Here is a 22,329-nt window from a genome sequence, read left to right as displayed (position 1 = left end):
CTGCCGGGATTACCGCAAAACCGCCTGTGCCTCGCTATACGATGCCCTGATGAAAAGCCGACACGACATGATTGAACGCTATATCGGACTGATGTCCGGCACCAGCCTGGATGGCGTGGATGCCGTCCTGCTGGAAATGGATGCCCAAGGCAAGCCGCAAGTGGTGGAAGACAGTTTCCTGCCCTTCCCCGCTGGCGTGCGTGAACAGGTCTTGCAGTTGCAAGCCATCGGGCACAACGAACTGGACCTTGCCGCGCGCCTGGCGAATACGCTGGCACGAATTTATGCGGATGTTGTCGCGCAACTGCTGGGCAAGGCCGCCCTGCCCGCTGCAGCAATTCGCGCCATCGGCTGCCACGGCCAGACCATTCGCCATGCCCCGCATGCCGCTTATACCTTGCAGATTGGCAACCATGCCTTGCTGGCAGAACTGACCGGCATTGACGTGATTGGTGATTTCCGCAGCCGCGATGTGGCTGCCGGTGGCCATGGAGCTCCACTGGTGCCGGCCTTTCATCAGGATGTGTTTGCCAGTGATACGGAAAACCGCGTCATCCTGAATATCGGCGGCATCAGCAATCTGACACGCCTGCATCGCAGCCTGCCGGTAATCGGCTTTGACTGTGGGCCAGGCAATATGCTGCTGGATGCCTGGTGCCAGCGCCACACCGGCAAGCCCTATGATGCCAATGGCGACTGGGCCGCCAGTGGCCGTTTGCACCAGTCCTTGCTGCAACAGATGATGGCCGATGACTATTTCCAACTCGCGCCGCCCAAAAGCACCGGCCGCGATCTGTTTGACCTCAACTGGCTGGAGCAGCAACTTGCCGCCTGGCCAGCCCTGGATGCAGCAGATGTCCAGCACACACTGCTGCAGCTGACCGCACACAGCATCGCTGGCGAAGTTCGCCGCCACTGCCCGCAAACGCAGAGCATGCATGTCTGCGGTGGCGGTGCGCACAATGCGGCATTGATGCAGGCACTGCAACAGCAATTGCCGGATATCCGTATCTGCAGTACGGCTGAACTGGGCTTGCCGGTACATCAGGTAGAAGCGGCTGCGTTTGCCTGGCTGGCCTGGCGCTTTTGTCATCGCCTGCCTGCCAACCTGCCCGAGGTGACCGGCGCTGCCGGTTTGCGCGTGCTGGGCGCACTCTACCCAGCCTGAAAGCCTTGTCTCCACAGCAAAGCCTGACAACAGCAAGCGCGCCAAACGGCCTTGTCAGGCTATAATCACCCCCTGTCCTAGCCTTAAACGAGAAAAATGCGACTTTTCAAAAGAAAGGCCGTCGTCAAGAACAGCCAGACACCACTGCCCCCCAAGCTTGCCAGCCTGCTGCGTGAAGCATGGTGGTTGCTGATGGCGGTGGCTGCGGTCTACCTGGTACTGGTATTGGCCAGCTATTCACCGCAAGACCCTTCCTGGTCGCACAGTTCATCCGACCCCACGGTACGTAACTACGGCGGTGCCTTTGGTGCCTGGCTGTCCGACATGCTGCTTTATATCTTCGGCTTGTCAGCCTGGTGGCTGGTGGTGTTCTGCCTGGTTGCCATTGCCTGGGGCTACCGCCGCATGGAAACCCTGGGGTTTCGTCTGAATCCGATGACGCTGGCGGCCATGGGTGGCTTTTTCCTGTTGCTGCTGTCCAGCGCCAGCGTTGAAGGCATCGTGCTGGCCGGCAAACAACTCAAGCTGCCTTTGTCCCCTGGCGGCATGCTGGGCCACTGGCTGGGCAAGGCACTGGGACATGGCCTTGGCCAGTCCGGCGCTTACCTGTTGCTGTCGGTAACGGCAGCCATCGGGTTTTCACTGTTTACCGGCCTGTCCTGGCTGGACATCATGGAAAAAATCGGCGGCACGCTGGAAGATGGTGTGCTCAAGGTGTGGCATGCCTGGCAGGCCCGCAAGGACCGGGAAATCGGCCGCGAAACTGCGCAGCAGCGTGAGGTCAAGGTCAGTAGCGAAAAGAAAAAGCAGGAAGACAAACCTCCAGTGCGCATTGAGGCCACTACGGCGGAGATTCCTGTTTCGCCCAAAGCACAAAAACCGGTACAGCAGTCGCTGTTTGCCGACCCCAATAGCGGCGAGCTGCCCGGCCTGAGTCTGCTGGAGGCCCCCAAAGACCAGCACGAGCCGGTTTCTGCCGAGACCGTCGAGTACACCTCCCGTCTGATCGAGCGCAAGCTGGCCGACTTTGGCGTGGACGTCAAAGTGATTGCCGCCTATCCCGGTCCGGTGATTACCCGCTATGAAATCGAACCCGCTGTCGGCGTCAAGGGCGCGCAAATCGTCAACCTGATGAAAGACCTGGCTCGCGCGCTGTCACTGGTCTCGGTGCGGGTGGTGGAAACCATTCCGGGCAAGACATACATGGGCCTGGAGCTACCCAACCCCAAACGGCAGATCGTCCGCCTGTCGGAAATCATCGGCTCGGATGGTTACCAGAACATGAGTTCCCGTCTGGCTATCGCCGTCGGCAAGGATATTGCCGGTCAGCCGGTGTCGGTGGATCTGGCCAAGATGCCGCATGTACTGGTGGCCGGTACCACGGGCTCAGGTAAATCGGTCGCCATCAATGCGATGATCCTGTCCTTGCTGTACAAATCCACCGCACGGGAAGTCCGCCTGATCATGGTCGACCCCAAGATGCTGGAGCTGTCGGTCTACGAAGGCATTCCGCACCTGCTGGCACCAGTGGTGACCGACATGAAGCAGGCCGCCAATGCGCTTAACTGGTGCGTCGGTGAAATGGAACGGCGCTATCGCCTGATGTCCAAGCTGGGCGTGCGCAATCTGGCCGGTTACAACCAGAAGATCAAGGACGCGGAAAAGACCGGCGAAAAGATTCCCAATCCTTTCAGTCTTACGCCTGAAACACCAGAGCCGCTGGATACCCTGCCCCTGATCGTGGTGGTGATTGACGAGCTGGCCGACCTGATGATGGTGGCGGGCAAGAAAATCGAAGAGCTGATTGCCCGGCTGGCACAAAAAGCCCGTGCTGCAGGCATTCACCTGATTCTGGCCACCCAGCGCCCGTCGGTTGATGTGATTACTGGCCTGATCAAGGCCAACATCCCCACCCGAATCGCGTTTCAGGTTTCCAGCAAGATCGACAGCCGTACCATTCTGGACCAGATGGGCGCAGAAACCCTGCTCGGCCAGGGCGACATGCTCTACCTGCCGCCTGGCTCCGGCTACCCGAACCGGGTACATGGTGCGTTTGTGGCCGATGAAGAAGTCCATCATGTGGTGGAATTCCTGAAAACCACCGGCGAGCCGGATTACATCGAAGGCATACTTAGCGGTCAGGCCGAAGCCGATGAAGCAGGCGTAACCGCTGGCGGCGATGTGGATGGCAGCGGTGAAGCCGACCCGCTGTATGACGAAGCCGTGGCCATCGTGGTCAAAACCCGCAAGGCGTCCATTTCTTCGGTACAACGCCATTTGCGCATCGGTTACAACCGCGCTGCCCGCCTCATCGAGCAAATGGAAATGGCAGGCCTGGTTTCTGCAATGGAAACCAATGGCAACCGCACAGTACTGGCACCAGCACGCGACGACTAAGCAGTAATCAACTTTTCAGACTGCCGGCCCGGTGCCGGCAGTCACAACCTGTACAGGTAGCGAGAACCCCATGTCCGGATACCTTCCAGAACCACCTTTCAGCCACGACCAACAAGCCCGCATCGGCATTCTGCTGATCAATCTGGGCACACCCGAAGCACCCACCGCGCAGGCGGTACGCCCTTATCTGAAACAGTTCCTGTCTGACACCCGTGTCATTGAAATCCCCAAGGCCATCTGGTGGCTGATCCTGAACGGCATCATCCTCAACACCCGTCCGAAACAGTCGGCAGAAAAATATGCCAGCATCTGGCGGCCGGATGGTTCGCCCTTGTTCACCTACACCCGTAAACAAACCAGCCTGCTCAAAGGCCTGCTGGGTGAACGGGGGCTGCGCAATGTGGTGGTGGATTTCGCCATGCGTTACGGCCAGCCTTCGGTCGAGTCCGCCATCATGAAAATGCGTGCCCAGGGTGTGGACCGGCTGCTGGTGATTCCGCTCTACCCGCAATACGCCGGTTCATCCAGTGCAACGGCGCTGGATGATGTCTACCGGGTACTGATGAAGCTGCGCAACATGCCGGAATTGCGCACCGTGCGTCACTTCCACGAGGACACGGCGTATATCGACGCACTGGCACACAAGGTGCAAGCGCACTGGCAAGTGCATGGTCGCCCGGAAAAGCTGTTGATGAGCTTTCACGGCGTGCCACGTTTTACCCTGGACAAGGGTGACCCCTACCACTGCGAATGCCTGAAAACCGGACGCTTACTGGCAGAAAAGCTGGGATTGAGCCGGGAACAATATATGGTGAGTTTCCAAAGCCGTTTTGGCCGGGCGGAATGGATCCAGCCTTATACCAGTGCAACCCTGGAAAAACTGGGTAAAGAAGGCTGTAAACGGCTGGACGTGATTTGTCCGGGATTTGTCGCAGACTGTCTGGAAACGCTGGAAGAAATAGCCATGGAAGGCAAACACACCTTCCAGCAAGCCGGTGGAGGGGATTTCCGCTACATCGATTGCCTCAATGATGACCCGCAGTGGATTGCAGCGTTGGCAGGCATTGTGGAGAAAAATCTCCAAGGCTGGCAGGAAGTTATAGAACAAGATGCCACAATGCGCCAGCAGCGTGCGCAAGCGCTTGGTGCAGCCCGTTGAAGGGATAAAAAATAATTTGTCCGCCAATGAATAAACCCCGTTGACACCCGCGCAAACTGCTCCCCATAATCAGCGCAGCTGGTGGCCATTCCATAAGAATGGCCTGAATCAGTAAAGGGTAAAGTCTGAATTTTAATCAGGCTGCCCGCAGAGATCGCCAAGTCTACATAGATAAGATCAGGGGAAATAAAATATGAATAAGTATGCTCGTCTGAGCCTCATCGCTGCCGCTGCCATGACCCTGGCTGCTTGTGGCAAACAAGAGCAACCGGCTGCTGGTGCAGCTTCTGCTCCTGCTGCTGCCGCAACCGGCGGTGACGTTACCGTCAAGATCGGTCAAGTATCCCCCATGTCCGGCCCGATTTCGCATCTGGGCAAAGACAATGAATTTGGCGCCAAACTGGCCATTGAAGACCTGAACGCTGAAGGCGTTGAGATCGGTGGCAAGAAAGTCAAATTCGAACTGGTTTCCGAAGATGACCAGGGCGATCCGAAAATCGGCACCCAGGTTGCCCAGCGCCTGGTAGATGCTGGTGTTGTTGGCGTGGTAGGTCACCTGAACTCCGGTACCACCATCCCGGCTTCCAAGATCTACTCCGACGCCGGCCTGCCGCAGATCTCCCCGTCCGCTACCAACCCGGACTACACCAAGCAAGGTTTCAAGACCACCTTCCGCGTGATTGCCAACGACGTACAACAAGGTACTGCGCTGGGTCAATTTGCTGCTGATGGCCTGAAAGCCAAGAAGGTTGCCATTATTGACGACCGTACTGCTTATGGTCAGGGTCTGGCTGACGAGTTTGAAAAGGCCGTCAAGGCCAAGGGTCTGGAAGTGGTCAAGCGTGAATTCACCACTAACACCGCAACTGACTTCAACGCCATTCTGACCTCCATCAAGGCCACCAAGCCGGACGTCATCTTCTACGGCGGCATGGATGCACAAGCAGGCCCGCTGGCCAAGCAGATGGAACGTCTGGGCATCAAGGCCAAGCTGATGGGCGGCGATGGCTGGCAGACTCCGGAATTCATCAAGCTGGCTGGCTCTGCTTCTGAAGGTCAATACTCCTCCAGCTGCGGCGTTCCGCGTGACAAGATGCCGGGTTTTGCTGCTTTTAACGACAAGTTCAAGGCCAAGTTCAACACCGAAGTACAAATCTACGCACCGTATGAATACGATGCCGTACGTGTACTGGTTGATGCCATGAAGCGTGCCAAGTCCACCGATCCGAAGGTATACCTGCCCGAAGTCGGCAAGACTGACTACACCGGCGTGACCGGCCACATCGCCTTTGACGACAAGGGCGACATCAAGAACGGTGCTGTTACCGTTTACCAGGTCAAAAACGGCAAGTGGGAAGTGGTTTCCACCGTTGGTGGTGCACCGGCAGCAGCCAGCGCAGCCCAGTAATCCCTGCTTCACCCCCGAAAAAGCGCAGCCCAGGCTGCGCTTTTTTTGTTTCTGCTGCCGTCAGGCTCGGACAAACCGGCGTTAATCTGATGTGGATCAGCCACAAAGGTTGACGAAATGCTGCAGAACAACAAAAATGGGCAGGTCAGTGGCGTCGATTGTATCCAGTCAGCGCCATCAACAGACCCCACCACCCCCGGGGTGTGCTGACATGAAATGCCAAAAGCTTTCGTGGCGAATGACCCTTATCCAATTCTAATTAGACCAGGGCATTTCCATGTATCTCCCACGTATTACCCTTATCGCCGCCGCCGTACTGGCGCTGACTGCCTGTAACAAGCAAGACGCTGCCGCCCCGCAACAAAACGCATCTGCCGCTGCCGGCGCAAGCGATGCTGTCGTCGTGAAGATTGGCTCTGCCAACCCGCTGACCGGCCCGTTTGCACACTGGGGCCGTGACGCCGACAATGGCGTCAAGCTGGCTGCCGAAGAAGCCACTGCTGAGAACCTGAAACTGGACGGCAAGCCGGTCAAGTTTGAAGTGGTTTCGGAAGATGACCAGGCCGACCCGAAAACCGCCACCCAGGTAGCGCAACGCTTTGTCGACAACAAGGTTGCCGGTGTAATCGGCCACCTCACCTCCGGCGCAGCCATTCCGGCATCGAAAATCTATTCGGACGCAGGCATTCCGATGATTGCCGGTTCGGTGACCAGCCCCAAGTTCACTGAGCAAGGTTTCAAGAACACCTTCCGCATCATTGCCAATGACCAGCAGCAGGGACAGGCGCTGGCCAAATTTGCCGTGAGCGACCTGAAGCGCAACCGCATTGCCATCATTGATGACCGCACCACCTATGGCCAGGGCCTGGCGGATGACTTTGCCAAATCGGTAGAAGCTGCCGGTGGCAAGGTGATCAAGCGCGAATTCACTACCAACAGTGCTACCGACTTCATGTCCATCCTCACCGCCATCAAGGGTGAAAAGCCGGATCTGGTGTTCTACGGCGGCATGGACGCGCAAGCCGGCCCGATGGTCAAGCAGATGCGCAAGCTGGGCATCACCGCCGACTACATGGGTGCTGACGGTGTGAATACCGCCGAATTCGCCAAACTGGGTGGCAAGGATGCCGAAGGCAGCTATGCCTCCAGCGCCGGCGCTCCCAAGGAAAGCATGCCCGGCTTTGCGGCATTCAACGACAAGTTCAAAAAGCGCTTCAATGCCGACATCCAGGCCTACGCACCGTACACCTACGATGCTACCCGCGTGATGATCGAAGCGATGAAGCGCGCAGGCTCGGCCGACCCGGCCAAGTATCTGCCGGAAATTGCCAAGACCAAGCTGCAAGGCGTTACCGGCGATATCGCTTTTGATCCCAAGGGCAATATCGTCAACGGCACTGTTTCCCTGTACCAGCTGAAAAACGGCAAGTGGGAATCGGTGGCCAAGCCTGCCGCAGCGGCAGCCAGCGCAGCACAATAAGCGCGATCCTGATCCAAACAAAAACGGCAGCCAGAAGCTGCCGTTTTTGTTTATGGCCTACTGGCTCAGTCGCGGAAGCTTGCCGTCTGCCGCGTCATCGACGCCATGGCTGCCTTCTGGATGTCTTCCGACAGCAGCATGGCCGCATTCCAGGTGGCGACCTGATTCAGGCTGTCCGCCACGCTATGATCGCGCGAGTAGTTCAGCATTTCCTTGCTGCCACGCACAGCCAGCGGCGATTTGCTTGCCATCAGCGCCGCCGTTTCCAGCGCAGCTGCCAGCACGCTATTGGCATCAGGCAATACACGATTGACCAGGCCAAAGCGCAATGCCTCTTCTGCCGTGACATCCCGGCCGGTCAGCGCCATTTCCCTGGCAATCCCCTGCCCAACCACCCCTGGCAAGCGCTGCAAGGTACCAACGTCGGCCACCATGCCGATATCCACTTCGCGCACGGCAAATACCGCATCTGCTGCAGCAAAGCGGAAGTCAGCCGCCAGTGCAATATCCAGCCCGCCGCCAAGGCAGGCACCATGAATGGCGGCCACTACCGGTTTGCGACAGCGCTCCAGGCTGGATACATTGTCCTGTAATTGCAAAATCAGTCGACGCAGTTTCTCGCGCTGACGTCCTTCGCATTCGTCGGCAATGGCACCCTGGATGCCCAACAGCATGGAAAGGTCGATCCCGGAACAGAAATGCCTGCCCTGCCCAGCCAGCACCACCGCGCGCACCGCAGGCTCGGCATCAGCCCACTCCATGACCGATTGCAGCTCCTGCCACATGGTCTGGTTCAAAGCATTGGCCTTGTCAGCGCGATTAAAGCGCACCAGCGCCACTTTGCCCTGCAATTCAACGTCAAAAGTCTGCCATTGCATGCCTGGGCTCCTTTATTGGGGGCGTTTTTTGGGCACCCAGGCCCACACCATTTCGCAGACCACCGGCGATTCGCCCGATTCGTCCGTCACCGTGACATCCACCAGCACATCACCCTTGTCGGTGGTATACATGCTGCGGATCTGCTCATCCGTCAGCGTGGCCACCGCCCGCATGTCGCCCTGCGCGCGCTTGACGTAATTCACCTTCATCGACTTGAGCAGCATCAGCTTGTCATCCGGCACGTTCATGCTCACCACAAAGCCACTGGCGGTTTCAGCCAGCAGCGCCATGGCGGCAGCATGCACGCCCTTGATATGGTTTTGCACCTTGCGCCGGTTGCGGATGGAAACAGTCAGGCGGGTATGTCCTGCCTGCTCAAAGCGAATGCCTGACGTGGCCAGAAACGGCACAAAGCGACCGAATAACAAGGAAAGCACCGTACTGCGCAGGCCGACTGGCAGTCTGCCCACTTTGTCGGCAATGCGACTCATGCTGTTTTTCTGATAATCCATGCGTGTTAGCCCTCTGTTTTATGTCATGGAAGTGGAACATCCAGGCCCAGCAAGGCCCGGATCTGGATTTTCAATACATCGATCACCGCCTGGTCGGTACGTGCCAGTTGCAAGCCTCCCTGCAAGGCTGCCAGCATCAGCAGGCCCATGGCTTCCGGCGTTCCGGCATAACGCATGCTGCCATCGGCACGACCGCGTGCGGCAATGCTGACCGCCCAGTCACGCATTTCATCGACAAAGGCATTGGCTTCCTGCTGCATTTCTTCCGGCAGGGTCTGGTATTCGGTCGTCAGGATGCCGCTGGGGCAGATTTGCTGATCGCGCTCGAAATAGGCATCAGTCAGGGTGTAGTACTGCTCCAGCTGCTGGGCGGGAGTCAGGGCCAGTTGCGCTTCGACAAAACGCTGAAAGCGGCGACGGTAACGCTGGATCAGCGCTACGCCAAGATCGGTTTTTTTGGGATAGTGATAATGGATGGCGGCGTTGCGCACACCCAGTGCCGAGCTGATGTGCTGGTAGCTGAAGGCGTTATAACCACGCGTCAGCAACAGCTCCTCGGCAATGTCGAGAATGCGTTTGCTGGTATCGGTTTTGGCATCGGCGGCAGTTTTCATCAGCAAACTTTACTTACTGGTTAGTAAGGTGTCAATCGGATGGCTCCAGCGCTGGACAGGCATGGCATATCGGTTATGATGGACGGTATTTGGCCAACCCTGAGACCGGACTTTTCCGATGCGACTCAAATTCAGCAAGATGCATGGCCTGGGCAATGACTTCATGGTAATTGACGGTGTCAGACAAACCGTCTCCCTCGATACCGACAGAATCCGCCAGCTTGGCAATCGCCACTTTGGCATTGGCTTTGACCAGCTGCTGCTGGTGGAATCCCCCCAGGAAGAAAACAACGATTTCCGCTATCGCATTTTCAATAATGACGGCAGCGAAGTGGAGCAATGCGGTAACGGCGCACGCTGTTTTGCCAAGTTTGTCTGCGACCAGAAACTGACCAACAAGAAAGCCATCCGGGTTGAAACGGCCAAAGGCGTGATCATTCCGGAATACCTGGGCCAGAACCAGGCTGTGGTTGACATGGGTGTGCCGCGCTTCCGTCCGCTGGAGATTCCTTTTGTGGCAGAAGGCGAAGCCATCACCTACCCGCTGGATACCGGCGGTTACAGCTGCGACATCAGTGTGGTTTCCATGGGGAACCCGCACGCAGTGCAGGTGGTCGATAGTGTCGATACTGCACCGGTGAAAGAGTTGGGCGCACTGATTGAAACCCACCACCGCTTCCCGGAAAAGGTGAATGCCGGGTTTATGCAGATTGTTTCGCGCCATGAAATCCGCCTGCGTGTGTTTGAACGTGGTGCGGGCGAAACCCTGGCCTGCGGCACCGGAGCGTGTGCCGCGGTGGTGTCTGGCATCCGTCGCGGCTTGCTGGATAGCAAGGTGCTGGTGCATACCCGTGGCGGCGATCTGCAAATCGAATGGCATGGCGAAGGCCAGCCAGTGCGCATGACCGGCCCGGCCATGACGGTATTCCAGGGTGAAATCGAAGTCTGACTGATCGGTACACAGGCACACTACAAGGAGAATGTTGATGCAAAGCGATGAGGTTCTGGCCTTTCTGGATACCCACCCGGACTTCCTGCAGCACCATGCCGACCGCTTTGGCCTGCGCAGCCCGGCCACACAGGACCGGGTGGTGGTTTCGCTGGCTGACAGACAGATGCTGGAACTGAAGGACCGTAACCGTCAGCTGGAAGCGCGCCTACATCAACTCATCCTCCATGGCGAAGCCAATGATCAGATCATTCACAGTGCCCACCGCCTGTCCCTGGTACTGCAACGCTGCCTGAACCTGCAGCAGGTGGTGGATGGGCTGGCCAGCTGCTTCAAGCAGGACTTCTCTTTGGACCGTATGGCCTTGCGCCTGTGGCATCCGGCGGCCGAATCCTCTCCGCTCTACAATGCACGTCACGAAGTGCAGGCCCTGGCCCGCAACCTGTCTGCGCCCTACTGCGGCCCCTATGTCAATGACGAAGTCTTGGGCTGGTTCCCGGCCACACCGGTACTGCAATCATTCAGCCAGATTCCGCTGACCGATGTCAGTGGGGCGCGCTTTGGTCTGCTGGTCTTGGCCAGTGACGATGCACAGCGCTTCACCTTCGACATGCACACCCACTATCTGGCCCAAATGGGCGAAATCATTTCCGCCGCCCTGCTGCGCGTATTGGGACAAGCATGACGGCAACCCTTGGAGGCTGGCTGCTGATCCTGTTGCTGCTGGCATACCTCCTGCACATACTCTGGCGTCAGATTGCAGCACGCAGCCCGGTCGCCATTGCCAGTTTCATCGCCGCATATTTCGTGCTGGCTGCATTTTTCCGCCTGAGCGAACCCTACACGCCGCTGCGCCCGGTCTGGCTGCCTTTTGTCTATAGCTACAGCTGGCTTGCCATTGCAGCAGCGCTCTGGTTACCTGCCAGCGCCTGCCCGACCCGTCGCGGCTTATTGCTGCCTGCAGAGTCGCCACGTATCGCCAGCCCTGCTGGTTTCACAACTGTGCTTTACCCTTGGCAGCCTGCTCACCGCGCCTGCACTGGAATGGCGCCCAATGGCCGCTTACGTGATGCTGCCACCACTGATGGCCGTGCTCAGTTATCTGCTATACCGGGTGTTTCTGTTTTCCCTGCAGCGGAACAAGGATGGCATATTGAGCTGGCGCTTGTTGCTCATCGGGACAATCGCCGCACCGATAGCCAGCATGTGGCTGGGGGGCTGGATTGCGCCCATCCTGCTGGGCTGGACCTGATAGCGCTCAAATAAAAAAACCGGCTTCTGCCGGTTTTTTTATTATCTTGCTGATGAGTAATGGTGCTGCTCAGGCGAGACTGCGGCCGAGCGCCCCGGCCAGTACTGACAACTGTTGCATCAGCTGGCTGAATTCAAGCGGATTGAGCGCCTGCTCGCCATCACACCATGCATTGGCCGGGTCCGGGTGGATATCCAGCATCAGGCCATCCGCCCCGGCTGCCAGTGCCGCCCTGGCCAGTGAAGCTACCATCCATGCCTTGCCTGCAGCGTGACTGGGGTCGACCATCACCGGCAGGTGGGTTTCCCGCTTCATCACGCTAATTGCCGACAGGTCCAGCATGTTCCGGTAAGAAGTTTCAAAGCTGCGCACGCCGCGCTCACAGAAAATGATGTTGTGGTTGCCACCGGCTGCAATGTATTCGGCAGCCATCAGCCATTCACTCAGGCTTGAAGACGGCCCGCGTTTCAGGATCACCGGCTTGTTGATACGCCCCACTTCCTTGAGCAGGCCGACATTCTGCATATTGCGTGCGCCGATTTCGATGACATCGACGTCATGCTCAAGAAAGGTGTCCAGCAGGCGCACATCCAGCAATTCGCTCACCATGGGCAGGCCCTGACGGCGCGCCTCCTGCTGCAGGATATCCAGTCCCTCCACGCCAACGCCCTGGAACGCATAGGGGCTGGTGCGCGGCTTGAACGCACCGCCGCGCAGCAGTTTGCCGCCATGCTGACGTACCATTTGCGCGGACAGCGCCATCTGCTCCGGCGTTTCCACGGCAGCCGGGCCGGCAATCACATGAATGGCCAGACCGCCGATGGACAGCCCGCGCACCTGCACCACACTGTCGGCAGGGTGCACTTCGCGCGAGACAATGCGGTACTCCTTGACCACCCGCATCGCCCGCTCCACACCCGGCAACAAGGCAAAGGCATCCGGGCTGAATACCCGCTCATCCCCGACCGCGCCGATGATGGTGCGCTCGGTCCCGCGCGAGACGTGCTCGCTCAAGCCGGCAGCGCGAATCTTGTCCACCACCGCCTGAATGTGTTCATCCTGTGCGAAACGGTTCATCACGATAATCATGTTTATTTCCTGGCGATGGGATTGGTCTGGCTGTTATCGAGCCAGATTTTAGCAGAAGCAAGTCATGGGCACGGGCAGCTATTTACGCAAATGCTGCCATTGGCGGGACATGCGCCGCCCAAGGCGGGACCAGACCGAAGAGCGCCGCAGCCTGGTGCGCACGGCATCCAGCAAGCGATGGGCAGCTTGCCAGGCCGGAGATGCGGCAAGGCGATCATGTATGTAGTTTTTGAAACGCATGAACAGCTGATAGGCACGAGCAAACCACTGTACGCGCATCAGCTGATTGCGGGTAAGGCTGAACAGCCGTGCAGCCACCGCGGTTCCCAGCAGCTTGGCCAGCAGAATAAGCAGCAGGCCAAGTACGGCATGGCCGCGGCTGATCAGCAAGACTGCGGCCAGCTTGACCGGCAACAGCCCCAGCACCGGCAACAAAAACAGACTGAGCGCCACCGGAGGTGAGGCACGTGCCACAGCAGCCTCCAGCTGACGCAGTACCGGCCAGCGGCCCAGCTGGGCCAGCAAGTCCGACAATTCGTCCCAGGCGAATTCTTCAAAAGCAATCAGCAAGGCCGCCAGCAGTACCAGCGGCCCTGTCAGCAAGCGACGCAAGCGCCAAAGCAAGCTTTTGCGCGTTGTCGCACGGTCATCATTCATGTCAAAACCCCCGGGACGATGTCATGCCAGATGGGGTCAGGTCTTCGCCAGATCAAGCCACTTGGCGGTCTGTTTTGGCTGGTAAGCGCGCATGGCTTGCAATAATTGCTTGATATCAGCCGAATGACTGAACAAGTCCATATTGCCCTGCGGTACAAAGCCTTCAGTCACGGCATGGCGGCTGAGCGCCAGCAGCGGCTGGAAGAAGCCGGCAATATCCAGCAGGCCTACCGGTTTGTCGTGCACCGACAGCTGCGCCCAGGTCAGGATTTCAAACAGCTCGTCAAAGGTGCCAAAGCCGCCGGGCAAGGCAACAAAGCCGTCAGACAGTTCCGCCATCATGGCCTTGCGCTGGTGCATGGTTTGCGTGACATGCAATTCCGAGAGCCCAAGATGGGCAACTTCCTTGGCCTTGAGGAATTCCGGAATCACCCCGATCACCTTGCCGCCAGCAGCCAGCGCGGCATCGGCAGCCACACCCATCAAGCCCACCTTGCCGGCACCATACACCAGGGTGATACCCTCTTCTGCCAGCGTGCGGCCAAATGCGGCAGCAGCGGCTTGGTATTCAGGACGTGTTCCTTTATTCGAACCACAAAACAGACACAGGGACTTCATCAACACTCTCCAAAAAGAATAAAGCCGGGTGGATGTCTCCAGCCCGGCCGTACTGATTACAGCAATTTTTACAGCACTGCTTGCGGATAGGAACCAAGCACTTTGACAAAGGAAGTCCGCTCGGACAGGCCGGCCAGCGCCGTCGCGACATTGGCATCGTCATGATGCCCTTCCATGTCGATAAAGAAGACGTAATCCCACAAACCGGCACGCGACGGGCGCGATTCAAACTTGGTCATCGATACGCCGTTGTCTGCCACAGGAGCCAGCAACTGATGTACCGCACCCGGTCGGTTGGGTGCTGCTACCACGATGGAGGTCTTGTCCTGACCGGTCACGCCAACTTGCTGATTGCCCAGCACCAGGAAACGGGTGGTGTTGTTCGGTTCGTCTTCGATGTTTTCCGCCAGCTTGACCAGGCCATAGCGCTCCGCCGCAGCCTGACCAGCAATGGCAGCGGCATTGGCATCTTCACCAGCCAGGCGGGCAGCCTCGGCATTACTGGCCACAGACACCCGTTCAACGTGCGCCGGGAGGTTCTTGTTCAGCCATTCATGACATTGCGCCAGTGCCTGGGCATGGGCATACACCCGGGTGATGCCGTTCATGCCTTCCTGTTTGCGCAGCAGGTGATGATGAATACGCAGCACCACCTCACCGCAAATGCGTAGCGGGCTGCTGACCATCAAGTCCAGCGTGCGGCCAACCGCACCTTCGGTGCTGTTTTCTACCGGAGCCACCACGTAATCCAGCGTGCGGGATTCCACCAGGCGGAAAGCCTCATCCACCGAGGCGCAGGCTACCGTACGCGCAGCATGGCCAAAGTGCTTGATGGCAGCCAGTTGGGTGAAGGTGCCTTCCGGTCCCAGATAGGCAATGGACAAAGGCTTTTCCAGCGCCAGGCATTCTGACATCACCTCGCGGAACAGGCGGGCCACGCTTTCATTTGGCAAGGGGCCCGGATTGAGCTGCTGGATGCGGCGGAGCACCTGCGCCTCACGCTCCGGACGGTAGATGATGCCACCACCCTTGATTTCACCGATTTCACGGGCATGACTGGCGCGGCTGTTCAGCAGGTGGAGGATCTGGGCATCGATGGAATCGATGGCATCGCGATGTTGCTTCAGCAGTTCTTCTGACACGTAATCAATCTTTCACTATGACAAACTGGCCTTTTCCAATCTGGTAAGTTTCCGCGAGATAGCCTTCCGTCGCAAGCACCAGTCGAATGAAATCTGCACATTCAGCCGCATGTGACAGGACATTATCCACCACGATCAGGCCGCCACGCCGCAGAATCCTGCACAAATCAGGCCAATAATCCATGTATCGGCTGCGATCTGCGTCCAGAAACACCACATCCACGCTGCCGTCAGCGGCTTCACGCAAGTAGGCAGAGGCGTCCTGGCAAAGCAGCTCCACCTTGTGTTGCAAGGCAAATTCCTGCAAATGCTGGGCAGCTTGCTGCTGTTTGGCCGGCAAAATGTCCAGACTGGTGACCCGGCCATCCCGGTCGCACAAGGCCAGCGCCAGCCACAGGGTGGAATAACCGTTGGAGGTACCAATTTCCAGCACACGCTGTGGATTGGCATGCCGCAACAGCTGGTAGAGGAAGCGCCCGGTATCCGGCGTGATGAACAGGTTTTTCAGTGCGCGTTCGGTAGTGACGGCATCGTGATGCTCGCCCTCTTCCCAGATGGCATTCAAGCGGGCAAACAGTTCGGTACTCAGCATGCAAGCTCCTGATGCTTCAAAAACAGGCGGTTATCAAGTCGGAAAATGCCATGACAAAGCGTGGCTGCTGATACATCAACAGCAGTATCACCAGCAACAGGCCCAGCACGGCATACAAAACGGTTTTCATGCAGCTGCCTTGTCGGCGAAAGCAGCGGATGCCTGCTCGCGGATCGGCAGGTTGGCCAGCGCGGCCAGCACACCCAGCACAATGGCAATGCCCCATACGATGTTGTAATTGCCATTCAGGTCGTACAGCTTGCCTCCCAGCCATACGCCAAGAAAGCTGCCCACCTGGTGTGAGAAAAACACTGCACCGGACAGCATGCCAAGGTGCTGTACGCCAAACTGGCTGGCAATCACGCCGTTGGTCAGCGGTACGGTGGACAGCCACAAAAAGCCCATGACCGAGGCGAATACCAGCACAGACGGCACAGACAACGGCAGAACCAGGAACAGGCCGATGGCAATGCTGCGCGCCAGATAAATGCCGGCCAGCAAGGGCGGCTTGGCAAAGCGGCTACCGGCTTCGCCAAAGATGAAGGTGCCAAAGATGTTGAACAGACCGATCAGCGCCAGCGCCAGGCTGGCGATATTGCCGCCCATTCCATGGTCACGCAGATAGGCAGGCAGATGCACGCCAATGAATACCACCTGAAAGCCGCAGACAAAATATCCCGCCATCAGCAGGCGGAAGCCTTTTTCGGTCCAGGCACGGGCAAAGGTATGCAGCATGCCTTGCAGCAGGTGCGCATGAGCCTGTGGTGTGCCGGTTTGCGGCATGGCCTCTGCCTGTCTGGTCAAGGCACGGCCCAGCGGCAGCATCAGCAACGCACAGCCACCCAGTACCAGCAATGAGGGTAGCCAGCCCATGCCGTCAATCAGCGAGCGCTCGATCGGCACCATGGCAAACTGGCCGAATGAGCCGGCAGCGGCTGTCAGGCCCATGGCGCGGGAGCGGTAAGCAGCGGGTACGGTACGGCCCAGCACGCCAAAAATCACGCTATAAGTGGTACCGGACAATGCCAGCCCCAGCAGGACACCGGCTGACAGGGAAAACAGCACCGGTGTGGCTGATACTGTCATCAGCAGCAGGCCCAGGGCATACAGCAGGCCGCCGCCCAGCAGTACCTTGCCCGGTCCGTGCCGGTCGGCCAGGGCGCCGGCAAAGGGTTGCGCCAGGCCCCAGATCAGGTTCTGCATGCCCAGTGCAAATGCGAAGCTTTCGCGGGTCCAGCCAAAGGCGCTGGTCATGGGCGGCATGAAAAAGCCGAAGCCATGGCGAATGCCCATGGCCAGTGAAACGATGAGGCCGCCCGCAAGCAGCAAGCGTTGAATGGAGCGGTCCATGGAATGATTTCCGGTATTGTTATGGTCATCCATCATAAAACCGCAACGCACAAGAAAAAACCCGTGTTGGTCACGGGTTTTTGCACACAGTGTAATCCAGGCAGAACAATCAAGCTGCCAGCTCCGCCTTAGCCGTTCTGGCGGGCGAAGTCCTGCATGAAACTGGCCAGTGCCTTCACGCCTTCAATCGGCATGGCGTTGTAAATGGAGGCACGCATGCCGCCAACCACGCGGTGGCCCTTGAGCTGGATCAGTCCGTTCTTGCGTGCTTCCATCATGAAGCTCTCTTCCAGTGCCTCGTCCTTCAGGCGGAACACCACATTCATGCGCGAACGGAAGGGTTCATCGATATGGGTGGTGTAGAAGCCTTCGCTGGCCTGGATGGTGTGATACAGCAGGCCTGCTTTTTCCGCATTGCGGCTTTCCATGCCCTTCACCCCGCCCTGCTGCTTCAGCCACTTGAACACCAGACCGGCGATATAGATGGGGTAAGTGGCCGGGGTGTTGTACATGGAGTCGGCGTCAGCATGTACCTGATAGTTGAGCATGGTAGGCAGGTCAGCACGGGCGCGGCCCAGCAGGTCTTCACGCACCAGTAGCACCACCAGACCGGACGGGCCGATATTCTTTTGCGCGCCAGCATAGATCAGGCCGAACTTGCTGACATCCACTTCGCGCGACAGGAAGTCGGACGACATGTCACATACCAGTGGCACGCCCAGATCAGACGGGACAAAGGGGAATTGCAGGCCGCCGATGGTTTCGTTCGAGGTGTAGTGCAGATAGGCGGCGTTGGGGTCGCGCTGCCAGGTTTCCTCTGCCGGCACATAGGCAAAGTTGCGGTCTTCGCTGCTGGCTACCACGTTGACATTGCAATAACGACGCGCTTCCTTGATGGCCAGCTTGGACCAGTGGCCGGTATTGACGATGTCGACCGACTGTTTGTCGCCCAGCAAATTGAGCGGCACCATGGAAAACTGCATGGAGGCGCCGCCTTGCAGGAACAGCACCTTGTAACCGGCTGGCACGTGCATCAGCTCGCGCAGATCCTGTTCGGCATCATGGATGATTTCCATGAATTCCTTGCCGCGATGGCTCATTTCCATCACGCACATGCCGGAGCCGTGCCAGTCCAGCATTTCACTTTGGGCTTGTGCCAGAACGTCGTGGGGCAAAACTGCCGGTCCGGCGGAAAAGTTATACACCTTGGCCATGTCTGTCCTCAGTCATTGCTTCAAACTTGCGGCATGACCAGATCAGGCCATGCCTGTGTGTGTCACTGCGTCAGCAGGAAATGGGCCCGCGCCACGGCCACCGGCTTGCGGCGGTCTTCTTGCCAGGCCTCTATCAATACATGCGCCACGCGCTTGCCCTGTTTGGTGATTTCGCAGCGGGCAAACAGGGTTTGCGGTCGGCCGGAGCGCAGGTAGTCCAGCGAAAAATCGACAATCTTGGGTGCTTCCAGCGATTCGCGATGCCAGATCAGGTGCAGCAACGCGGCATTCTCCAGAAAACCGCCAATCAAGCCGCCATGCAGTGCCGGCAGGACGGTGTTGCCGACATTGCGCTCGGCAAACGGTAGCTGGAACAGCAGCTCGCCTGCTTCATCTTCCAGCATTTCCACGCCCATCAGCCGGGCATAGGGAATGGCGTCAATCAGGGCGGTGAAGTCCTTGGCATCGCGCAGTGCGGCCAGCTTTTCCATGAAATCGCTCATGGTTTCGGCTCCTGCAACATCGAGGCGCGACTGGATTCCCGCATGAAAGTGGCTACACCATGGGCAATCGGATCAGCAGGATCGTCGTGATAGCACACTGCGCGGGTGAAGGCGATCTGGCTGGCCAGGCGGTAACACTCCGCACGGCAGTGAATGGCCTTGCCCGGTGTGGCTGCCTTCAGGTAGTCGATGCGCAGGTCCAGCGTGGCAATGGTTTCAAAATCCGGCAGGCAGGCGGTGACCGAAACGGCACTGGTGGTATCCACCAGCGAGGTGATCACCCCGCCGTGGATGGTGCCGCTGGCGGGGTTGCCCACCAGGTCTTCCCGCCATTCCACCTTGAGCACCGGGCGGCGACCCTCGGTGCCCAGATACTGGAAACCAAGGGTAGCGCAGTGCGGGAGGGAGACGAAGAGCTTGCTCATCGTCTCCAGTACCTGCGGATTGGCAGGGCTTGGCGTCATGCCTCGACGTCTCCGCCAGCGTCTTCAGCCGAAGCAGCAGCTTCGCCCTCTTCCACGACTTCCTCGTCAGATTCGCCCTCTGCCACCTTTTCCAGGCCGATCAGCTTCTCGCCTTCGTCCAGGTTGATCAGGCGCACGCCCTGTGCCGAGCGGCCGGTTTCACGCACTTCGGATACCTTGGTGCGGATCAGTACGCCACCGGTGGTGATCAGCATCACATCGTCGCTGTCTTCCACCAGGCTGGCTGCCACCAGCTTGAGGCCGGTCTTGTCGGTCAGGTCCATCGCAATCACGCCCTGGGTGCCGCGGCTGGTATGACGGAATTCGCCGGTGCGGGTGCGCTTGCCATAACCGCCATCGCTGGCGGTCAGCACTTGCTGCTCTTCCGAATTGGTGACCAGTAGCGAAATCACCTGCTGGCCTTCGCCCAGCATCATGCCGCGCACGCCACCGGCGGTACGGCCCATGGCACGCACGTCGGTTTCGCTGAAGCGCACGGCCTTGCCGGCGTCGGAGAACAGCATGATCTGGTCGTTGCCGGAAGTCAGGGCGACGCCGATCAGGTTGTCACCTTCGTCCAGACGCACGGCGATGATGCCGGCGGTACGCGGACGGGAGAAGGCTTCCAGCGGGGTTTTCTTCACGGTGCCATTGGCGGTGCACATGAAGATGAACGGGCCCTTGGCCTTGAGGGCGGCGGCTTCGTCATCTTCGTTTTCGTCGCACACGGCTTCGGCATCGGTGAAGGCCTTGATCGGCAGCAGTGCGTTGATTTTCTCGCCATCGGCCAGCGGCAGCACATTCACCATCGGCTTGCCGCGGCTGTTGCGACCGCCTTGCGGCAGATCGTAAACCTTGATCCAGTAGCAACGGCCCTTGCTGGAGAAGCACAGCACGTAGTCGTGGGTATTGGCCACAAACAGGGTGTCGATGAAATCGTCATCCTTGGTGGCGGCAGCCTGCTTGCCACGACCGCCACGGCGTTGCGAGCGGTAGTCGTCAATCGGCTGAGTCTTGATGTAGCCGGTATGGGAGATGGTCACCACCATGTCTTGCGGGGTGATCAGGTCCTCGATATTGATGTCGCCACCGAACGGTTCGATTTCCGAACGACGTTCGTCACCGAACTGGGTCTTGATGGCAGAGAGTTCGTCACCAATGATCTGGTTGATGCGCTCCGGACGTTCCAGAATGTCGATCAGATCCAGAATGATGGCCATGATGTCGCGGTATTCGCCGACGATCTTGTCCTGCTCCAGGCCGGTCAGGCGTTGCAGACGCATTTCCAGGATGGCCTGGGCTTGCGCGTCGGACAGGCGATAGCCATCCGGGTGCAGGCCGAACTCGGCGTCCAGCCCGTCCGGGCGCGCCTTGCTCTGGTCCACGCGGGTCAGCATCTCTTCCACCAGCTCCGAGCGCCATGCGCGCGCCATCAGCGCTACCTTGGCAGCCGGCGGGGTTTCCGAGGCCTTGATCAGCGCAATGATGTCGTCGACATTGGACAGCGCAACGGCCAGACCTTCCAGGATGTGGCCACGTTCGCGCGCCTTGCGCAGTTCGTAGATGGTGCGGCGGGTGACGACTTCGCGGCGGTGACGCAGGAATTCGTCGATGATCTGCTTCAGGTTCAACAGGCGCGGCTGGCCGTCGACCAGTGCCACCATGTTGATGCCGAAACTGTCTTGTAGCTGGGTGAGCTTGAACAGGTGGTTGAGCACCACCTCCGGCATTTCGCCGCGCTTGAGCTCGATCACCACGCGCATGCCGGACTTGTCCGACTCGTCGCGCAGGTCGGAAATGCCCTCGATCTGCTTGTCACGCACCAGTTCGGCAATGCGCTCCAGCAGGCGCGACTTGTTCACCTGGTACGGAATCTCGTCGACGATGATGGCCTGACGGTCACCCTTGCCGATGTCTTCAAAGTGGGTACGGGCGCGCATGATGACGCGACCGCGACCGGTACGGTAGCCCTCTTTCACCCCGGCGGTGCCGTAGATGATGCCTGCCGTCGGGAAGTCCGGTGCCGGAATGATGTCGATCAGCTCGTCGATGGTCATTTCCGGGTTGGCCAGCAGCGCCAGACAGCCGTCCACCACTTCGGTGAGGTTGTGCGGCGGGATGTTGGTGGCCATGCCTACGGCAATGCCGGAGGAGCCATTGATCAGCAGGTTGGGAATCTTGGCCGGCAGGATCAGCGGTTCGTGTTCGGAGCCGTCGTAGTTCGGCCCGAAGTCCACGGTTTCCTTGTCGATATCCGCCAGCAGTTCGTGCGCGATGCGCGCCATGCGGATTTCGGTGTAACGCATGGCGGCGGCGCTGTCGCCATCCACCGAACCGAAGTTGCCCTGGCCATCCACCAGCGGGTAGCGCAGGCTGAAGTCCTGCGCCATGCGCACGATGGTGTCGTAAACCGCCGAGTCACCGTGCGGGTGGTATTTACCAATGACATCGCCCACGATACGCGCGGATTTCTTGTATGCACGGTTCCAGTCGTTGGAAAGTTCGTGCATGGCAAACAGCACGCGACGATGTACCGGTTTGAGGCCATCACGCACATCGGGAAGTGCACGACCCACGATCACGCTCATGGCGTAGTCGAGGTAGGAGCGGCGCATTTCCTCTTCGAGGCTGATTGGGATCGTTTCCTTGGCGAAAAGCTGATCTGTCATGGGTAAATGGCTATCTTTTCAGGAATCAAAAATAAGCCTGGATTCTACCACGTCCACCCCGTCAGCGCATGTCTTGTCGTGCGGCCTGCCCCGTGCCGTACCAGCCATTCAAGGCCTTGCCGGGAACTGCATGACCATCCCCTTGCCGCTCAGTGACTTAGCGCGGCTGGCAGATGGAAATTCGCCGTGCCGGCAGCGCCTGCAATGTAAAAA

General features: G+C 58.7%; 21 protein-coding genes. 8 read left to right on the top strand and 13 right to left on the bottom strand.

Going from position 1 to position 22,329, the window contains the following annotated elements; translation table 11 throughout:
- Window positions 1-49 precede the first annotated feature (49 nt).
- The 5 genes from ACE3SE_RS16200 to ACE3SE_RS16180 all read left to right on the top strand — a co-directional run bounded on the left by ACE3SE_RS16200 (window position 50) and on the right by ACE3SE_RS16180 (window position 7,612).
- Window positions 50-1,168, top strand: coding sequence for an anhydro-N-acetylmuramic acid kinase (locus ACE3SE_RS16200; protein ID WP_374556778.1), 1,119 nt, complete (start codon window positions 50-52; stop codon window positions 1,166-1,168).
- Between the two features lie 96 nt (window positions 1,169-1,264).
- Window positions 1,265-3,565, top strand: coding sequence for a DNA translocase FtsK (locus tag ACE3SE_RS16195; RefSeq protein WP_374556776.1), 2,301 nt, complete (start codon window positions 1,265-1,267; stop codon window positions 3,563-3,565).
- A gap of 70 nt (window positions 3,566-3,635) precedes the next feature.
- Window positions 3,636-4,724, top strand: coding sequence for a ferrochelatase (gene hemH, locus ACE3SE_RS16190; RefSeq protein ID WP_374556774.1), 1,089 nt, complete (start codon window positions 3,636-3,638; stop codon window positions 4,722-4,724).
- A 193-nt stretch (window positions 4,725-4,917) separates the two neighbouring features.
- Window positions 4,918-6,132 (top strand): branched-chain amino acid ABC transporter substrate-binding protein, encoded by a 1,215-nt coding sequence (locus ACE3SE_RS16185; protein WP_374556772.1) that lies wholly within the window; start codon window positions 4,918-4,920, stop codon window positions 6,130-6,132.
- Window positions 6,133-6,409: 277 nt separating this feature from the next.
- Window positions 6,410-7,612, top strand: a complete 1,203-nt coding sequence (locus ACE3SE_RS16180) for a branched-chain amino acid ABC transporter substrate-binding protein (protein ID WP_374556770.1) — start codon at window positions 6,410-6,412, stop codon at window positions 7,610-7,612.
- Window positions 7,613-7,677: 65 nt separating this feature from the next.
- Here ACE3SE_RS16180 and ACE3SE_RS16175 read toward each other — a convergent pair whose 3' ends face one another.
- Genes ACE3SE_RS16175 through ACE3SE_RS16165 form a run of 3 tightly spaced genes read right to left on the bottom strand, consistent with a single transcriptional unit; the run spans window position 7,678 to window position 9,617 of the window.
- The gene (locus ACE3SE_RS16175) at window positions 7,678-8,490 is read right to left on the bottom strand and encodes a crotonase/enoyl-CoA hydratase family protein (protein ID WP_131360045.1); all 813 of its coding nucleotides are present in this window, start codon (window positions 8,488-8,490) and stop codon (window positions 7,678-7,680) included.
- A 12-nt stretch (window positions 8,491-8,502) separates the two neighbouring features.
- Complete coding sequence (locus tag ACE3SE_RS16170) at window positions 8,503-8,982, bottom strand: DUF4442 domain-containing protein (RefSeq protein ID WP_374556768.1); 480 nt, start codon at window positions 8,980-8,982, stop codon at window positions 8,503-8,505.
- Window positions 8,983-9,026: 44 nt separating this feature from the next.
- On the bottom strand, window positions 9,027-9,617 hold the full coding sequence (locus ACE3SE_RS16165; RefSeq protein WP_062786936.1) for a TetR/AcrR family transcriptional regulator: 591 nt from the start codon (window positions 9,615-9,617) through the stop codon (window positions 9,027-9,029).
- Between the two features lie 118 nt (window positions 9,618-9,735).
- Here ACE3SE_RS16165 and dapF point away from each other — a divergent pair, with 118 nt between their 5' ends.
- Genes dapF through ACE3SE_RS16150 form a run of 3 tightly spaced genes read left to right on the top strand, consistent with a single transcriptional unit; the run spans window position 9,736 to window position 11,832 of the window.
- On the top strand, window positions 9,736-10,566 hold the full coding sequence (gene dapF, locus ACE3SE_RS16160) for a diaminopimelate epimerase (RefSeq protein ID WP_045846925.1): 831 nt from the start codon (window positions 9,736-9,738) through the stop codon (window positions 10,564-10,566).
- 37 nt (window positions 10,567-10,603) lie between these two features.
- Window positions 10,604-11,251 (top strand): DUF484 family protein, encoded by a 648-nt coding sequence (locus tag ACE3SE_RS16155; RefSeq protein ID WP_045846924.1) that lies wholly within the window; start codon window positions 10,604-10,606, stop codon window positions 11,249-11,251.
- Complete coding sequence (locus tag ACE3SE_RS16150; RefSeq protein WP_374556765.1) at window positions 11,248-11,832, top strand: hypothetical protein; 585 nt, start codon at window positions 11,248-11,250, stop codon at window positions 11,830-11,832. Before ACE3SE_RS16155 ends, ACE3SE_RS16150 begins: the two co-directional genes overlap by 4 nt.
- 55 nt (window positions 11,833-11,887) lie before the next feature.
- Here the strand turns inward: ACE3SE_RS16150 and aroF are convergent, their stop codons facing one another.
- The 10 genes from aroF to gyrA all read right to left on the bottom strand — a co-directional run bounded on the left by aroF (window position 11,888) and on the right by gyrA (window position 22,116).
- Window positions 11,888-12,907: a 3-deoxy-7-phosphoheptulonate synthase gene (gene aroF, locus ACE3SE_RS16145; RefSeq protein ID WP_131360050.1), complete on the bottom strand. Its 1,020-nt coding sequence runs from the start codon at window positions 12,905-12,907 to the stop codon at window positions 11,888-11,890.
- Window positions 12,908-12,985: 78 nt separating this feature from the next.
- Window positions 12,986-13,564, bottom strand: a complete 579-nt coding sequence (locus ACE3SE_RS16140) for a hypothetical protein (protein WP_374556763.1) — start codon at window positions 13,562-13,564, stop codon at window positions 12,986-12,988.
- A 36-nt stretch (window positions 13,565-13,600) separates the two neighbouring features.
- A complete protein-coding gene (locus ACE3SE_RS16135; RefSeq protein WP_374556761.1) occupies window positions 13,601-14,182 on the bottom strand; it encodes an LOG family protein in 582 nt (193 codons plus the stop codon).
- Window positions 14,183-14,250: 68 nt separating this feature from the next.
- Window positions 14,251-15,324 (bottom strand): prephenate dehydratase, encoded by a 1,074-nt coding sequence (gene pheA, locus ACE3SE_RS16130; RefSeq protein WP_045846919.1) that lies wholly within the window; start codon window positions 15,322-15,324, stop codon window positions 14,251-14,253.
- 4 nt (window positions 15,325-15,328) lie between these two features.
- Window positions 15,329-15,916, bottom strand: a complete 588-nt coding sequence (locus tag ACE3SE_RS16125) for an O-methyltransferase (protein ID WP_374556759.1) — start codon at window positions 15,914-15,916, stop codon at window positions 15,329-15,331.
- A 126-nt stretch (window positions 15,917-16,042) separates the two neighbouring features.
- Window positions 16,043-17,266, bottom strand: coding sequence for an MFS transporter (locus ACE3SE_RS16120; protein ID WP_045846917.1), 1,224 nt, complete (start codon window positions 17,264-17,266; stop codon window positions 16,043-16,045).
- Window positions 17,267-17,394: 128 nt separating this feature from the next.
- Complete coding sequence (gene serC / locus ACE3SE_RS16115) at window positions 17,395-18,480, bottom strand: 3-phosphoserine/phosphohydroxythreonine transaminase (protein WP_045846916.1); 1,086 nt, start codon at window positions 18,478-18,480, stop codon at window positions 17,395-17,397.
- A 62-nt stretch (window positions 18,481-18,542) separates the two neighbouring features.
- Complete coding sequence (locus tag ACE3SE_RS16110) at window positions 18,543-18,983, bottom strand: PaaI family thioesterase (RefSeq protein WP_045846915.1); 441 nt, start codon at window positions 18,981-18,983, stop codon at window positions 18,543-18,545.
- The gene (locus ACE3SE_RS16105; RefSeq protein ID WP_199101671.1) at window positions 18,980-19,447 is read right to left on the bottom strand and encodes a PaaI family thioesterase; all 468 of its coding nucleotides are present in this window, start codon (window positions 19,445-19,447) and stop codon (window positions 18,980-18,982) included. The genes ACE3SE_RS16110 and ACE3SE_RS16105 overlap by 4 nt, the downstream gene beginning before the upstream one ends.
- A complete protein-coding gene (gyrA, locus tag ACE3SE_RS16100; protein WP_374556756.1) occupies window positions 19,444-22,116 on the bottom strand; it encodes a DNA gyrase subunit A in 2,673 nt (890 codons plus the stop codon). Before gyrA ends, ACE3SE_RS16105 begins: the two co-directional genes overlap by 4 nt.
- Between the last annotated feature and the right edge of the window lie 213 nt (window positions 22,117-22,329).

It is taken from the genome of Aquitalea pelogenes (assembly GCF_041914625.1).
In the GTDB taxonomy this organism is placed as follows: domain Bacteria; phylum Pseudomonadota; class Gammaproteobacteria; order Burkholderiales; family Chromobacteriaceae; genus Aquitalea; species Aquitalea pelogenes.
The sequence above is the reverse complement of the archived record's forward strand: the minus strand, read 5'-3'. Positions and strand labels throughout refer to the sequence as shown.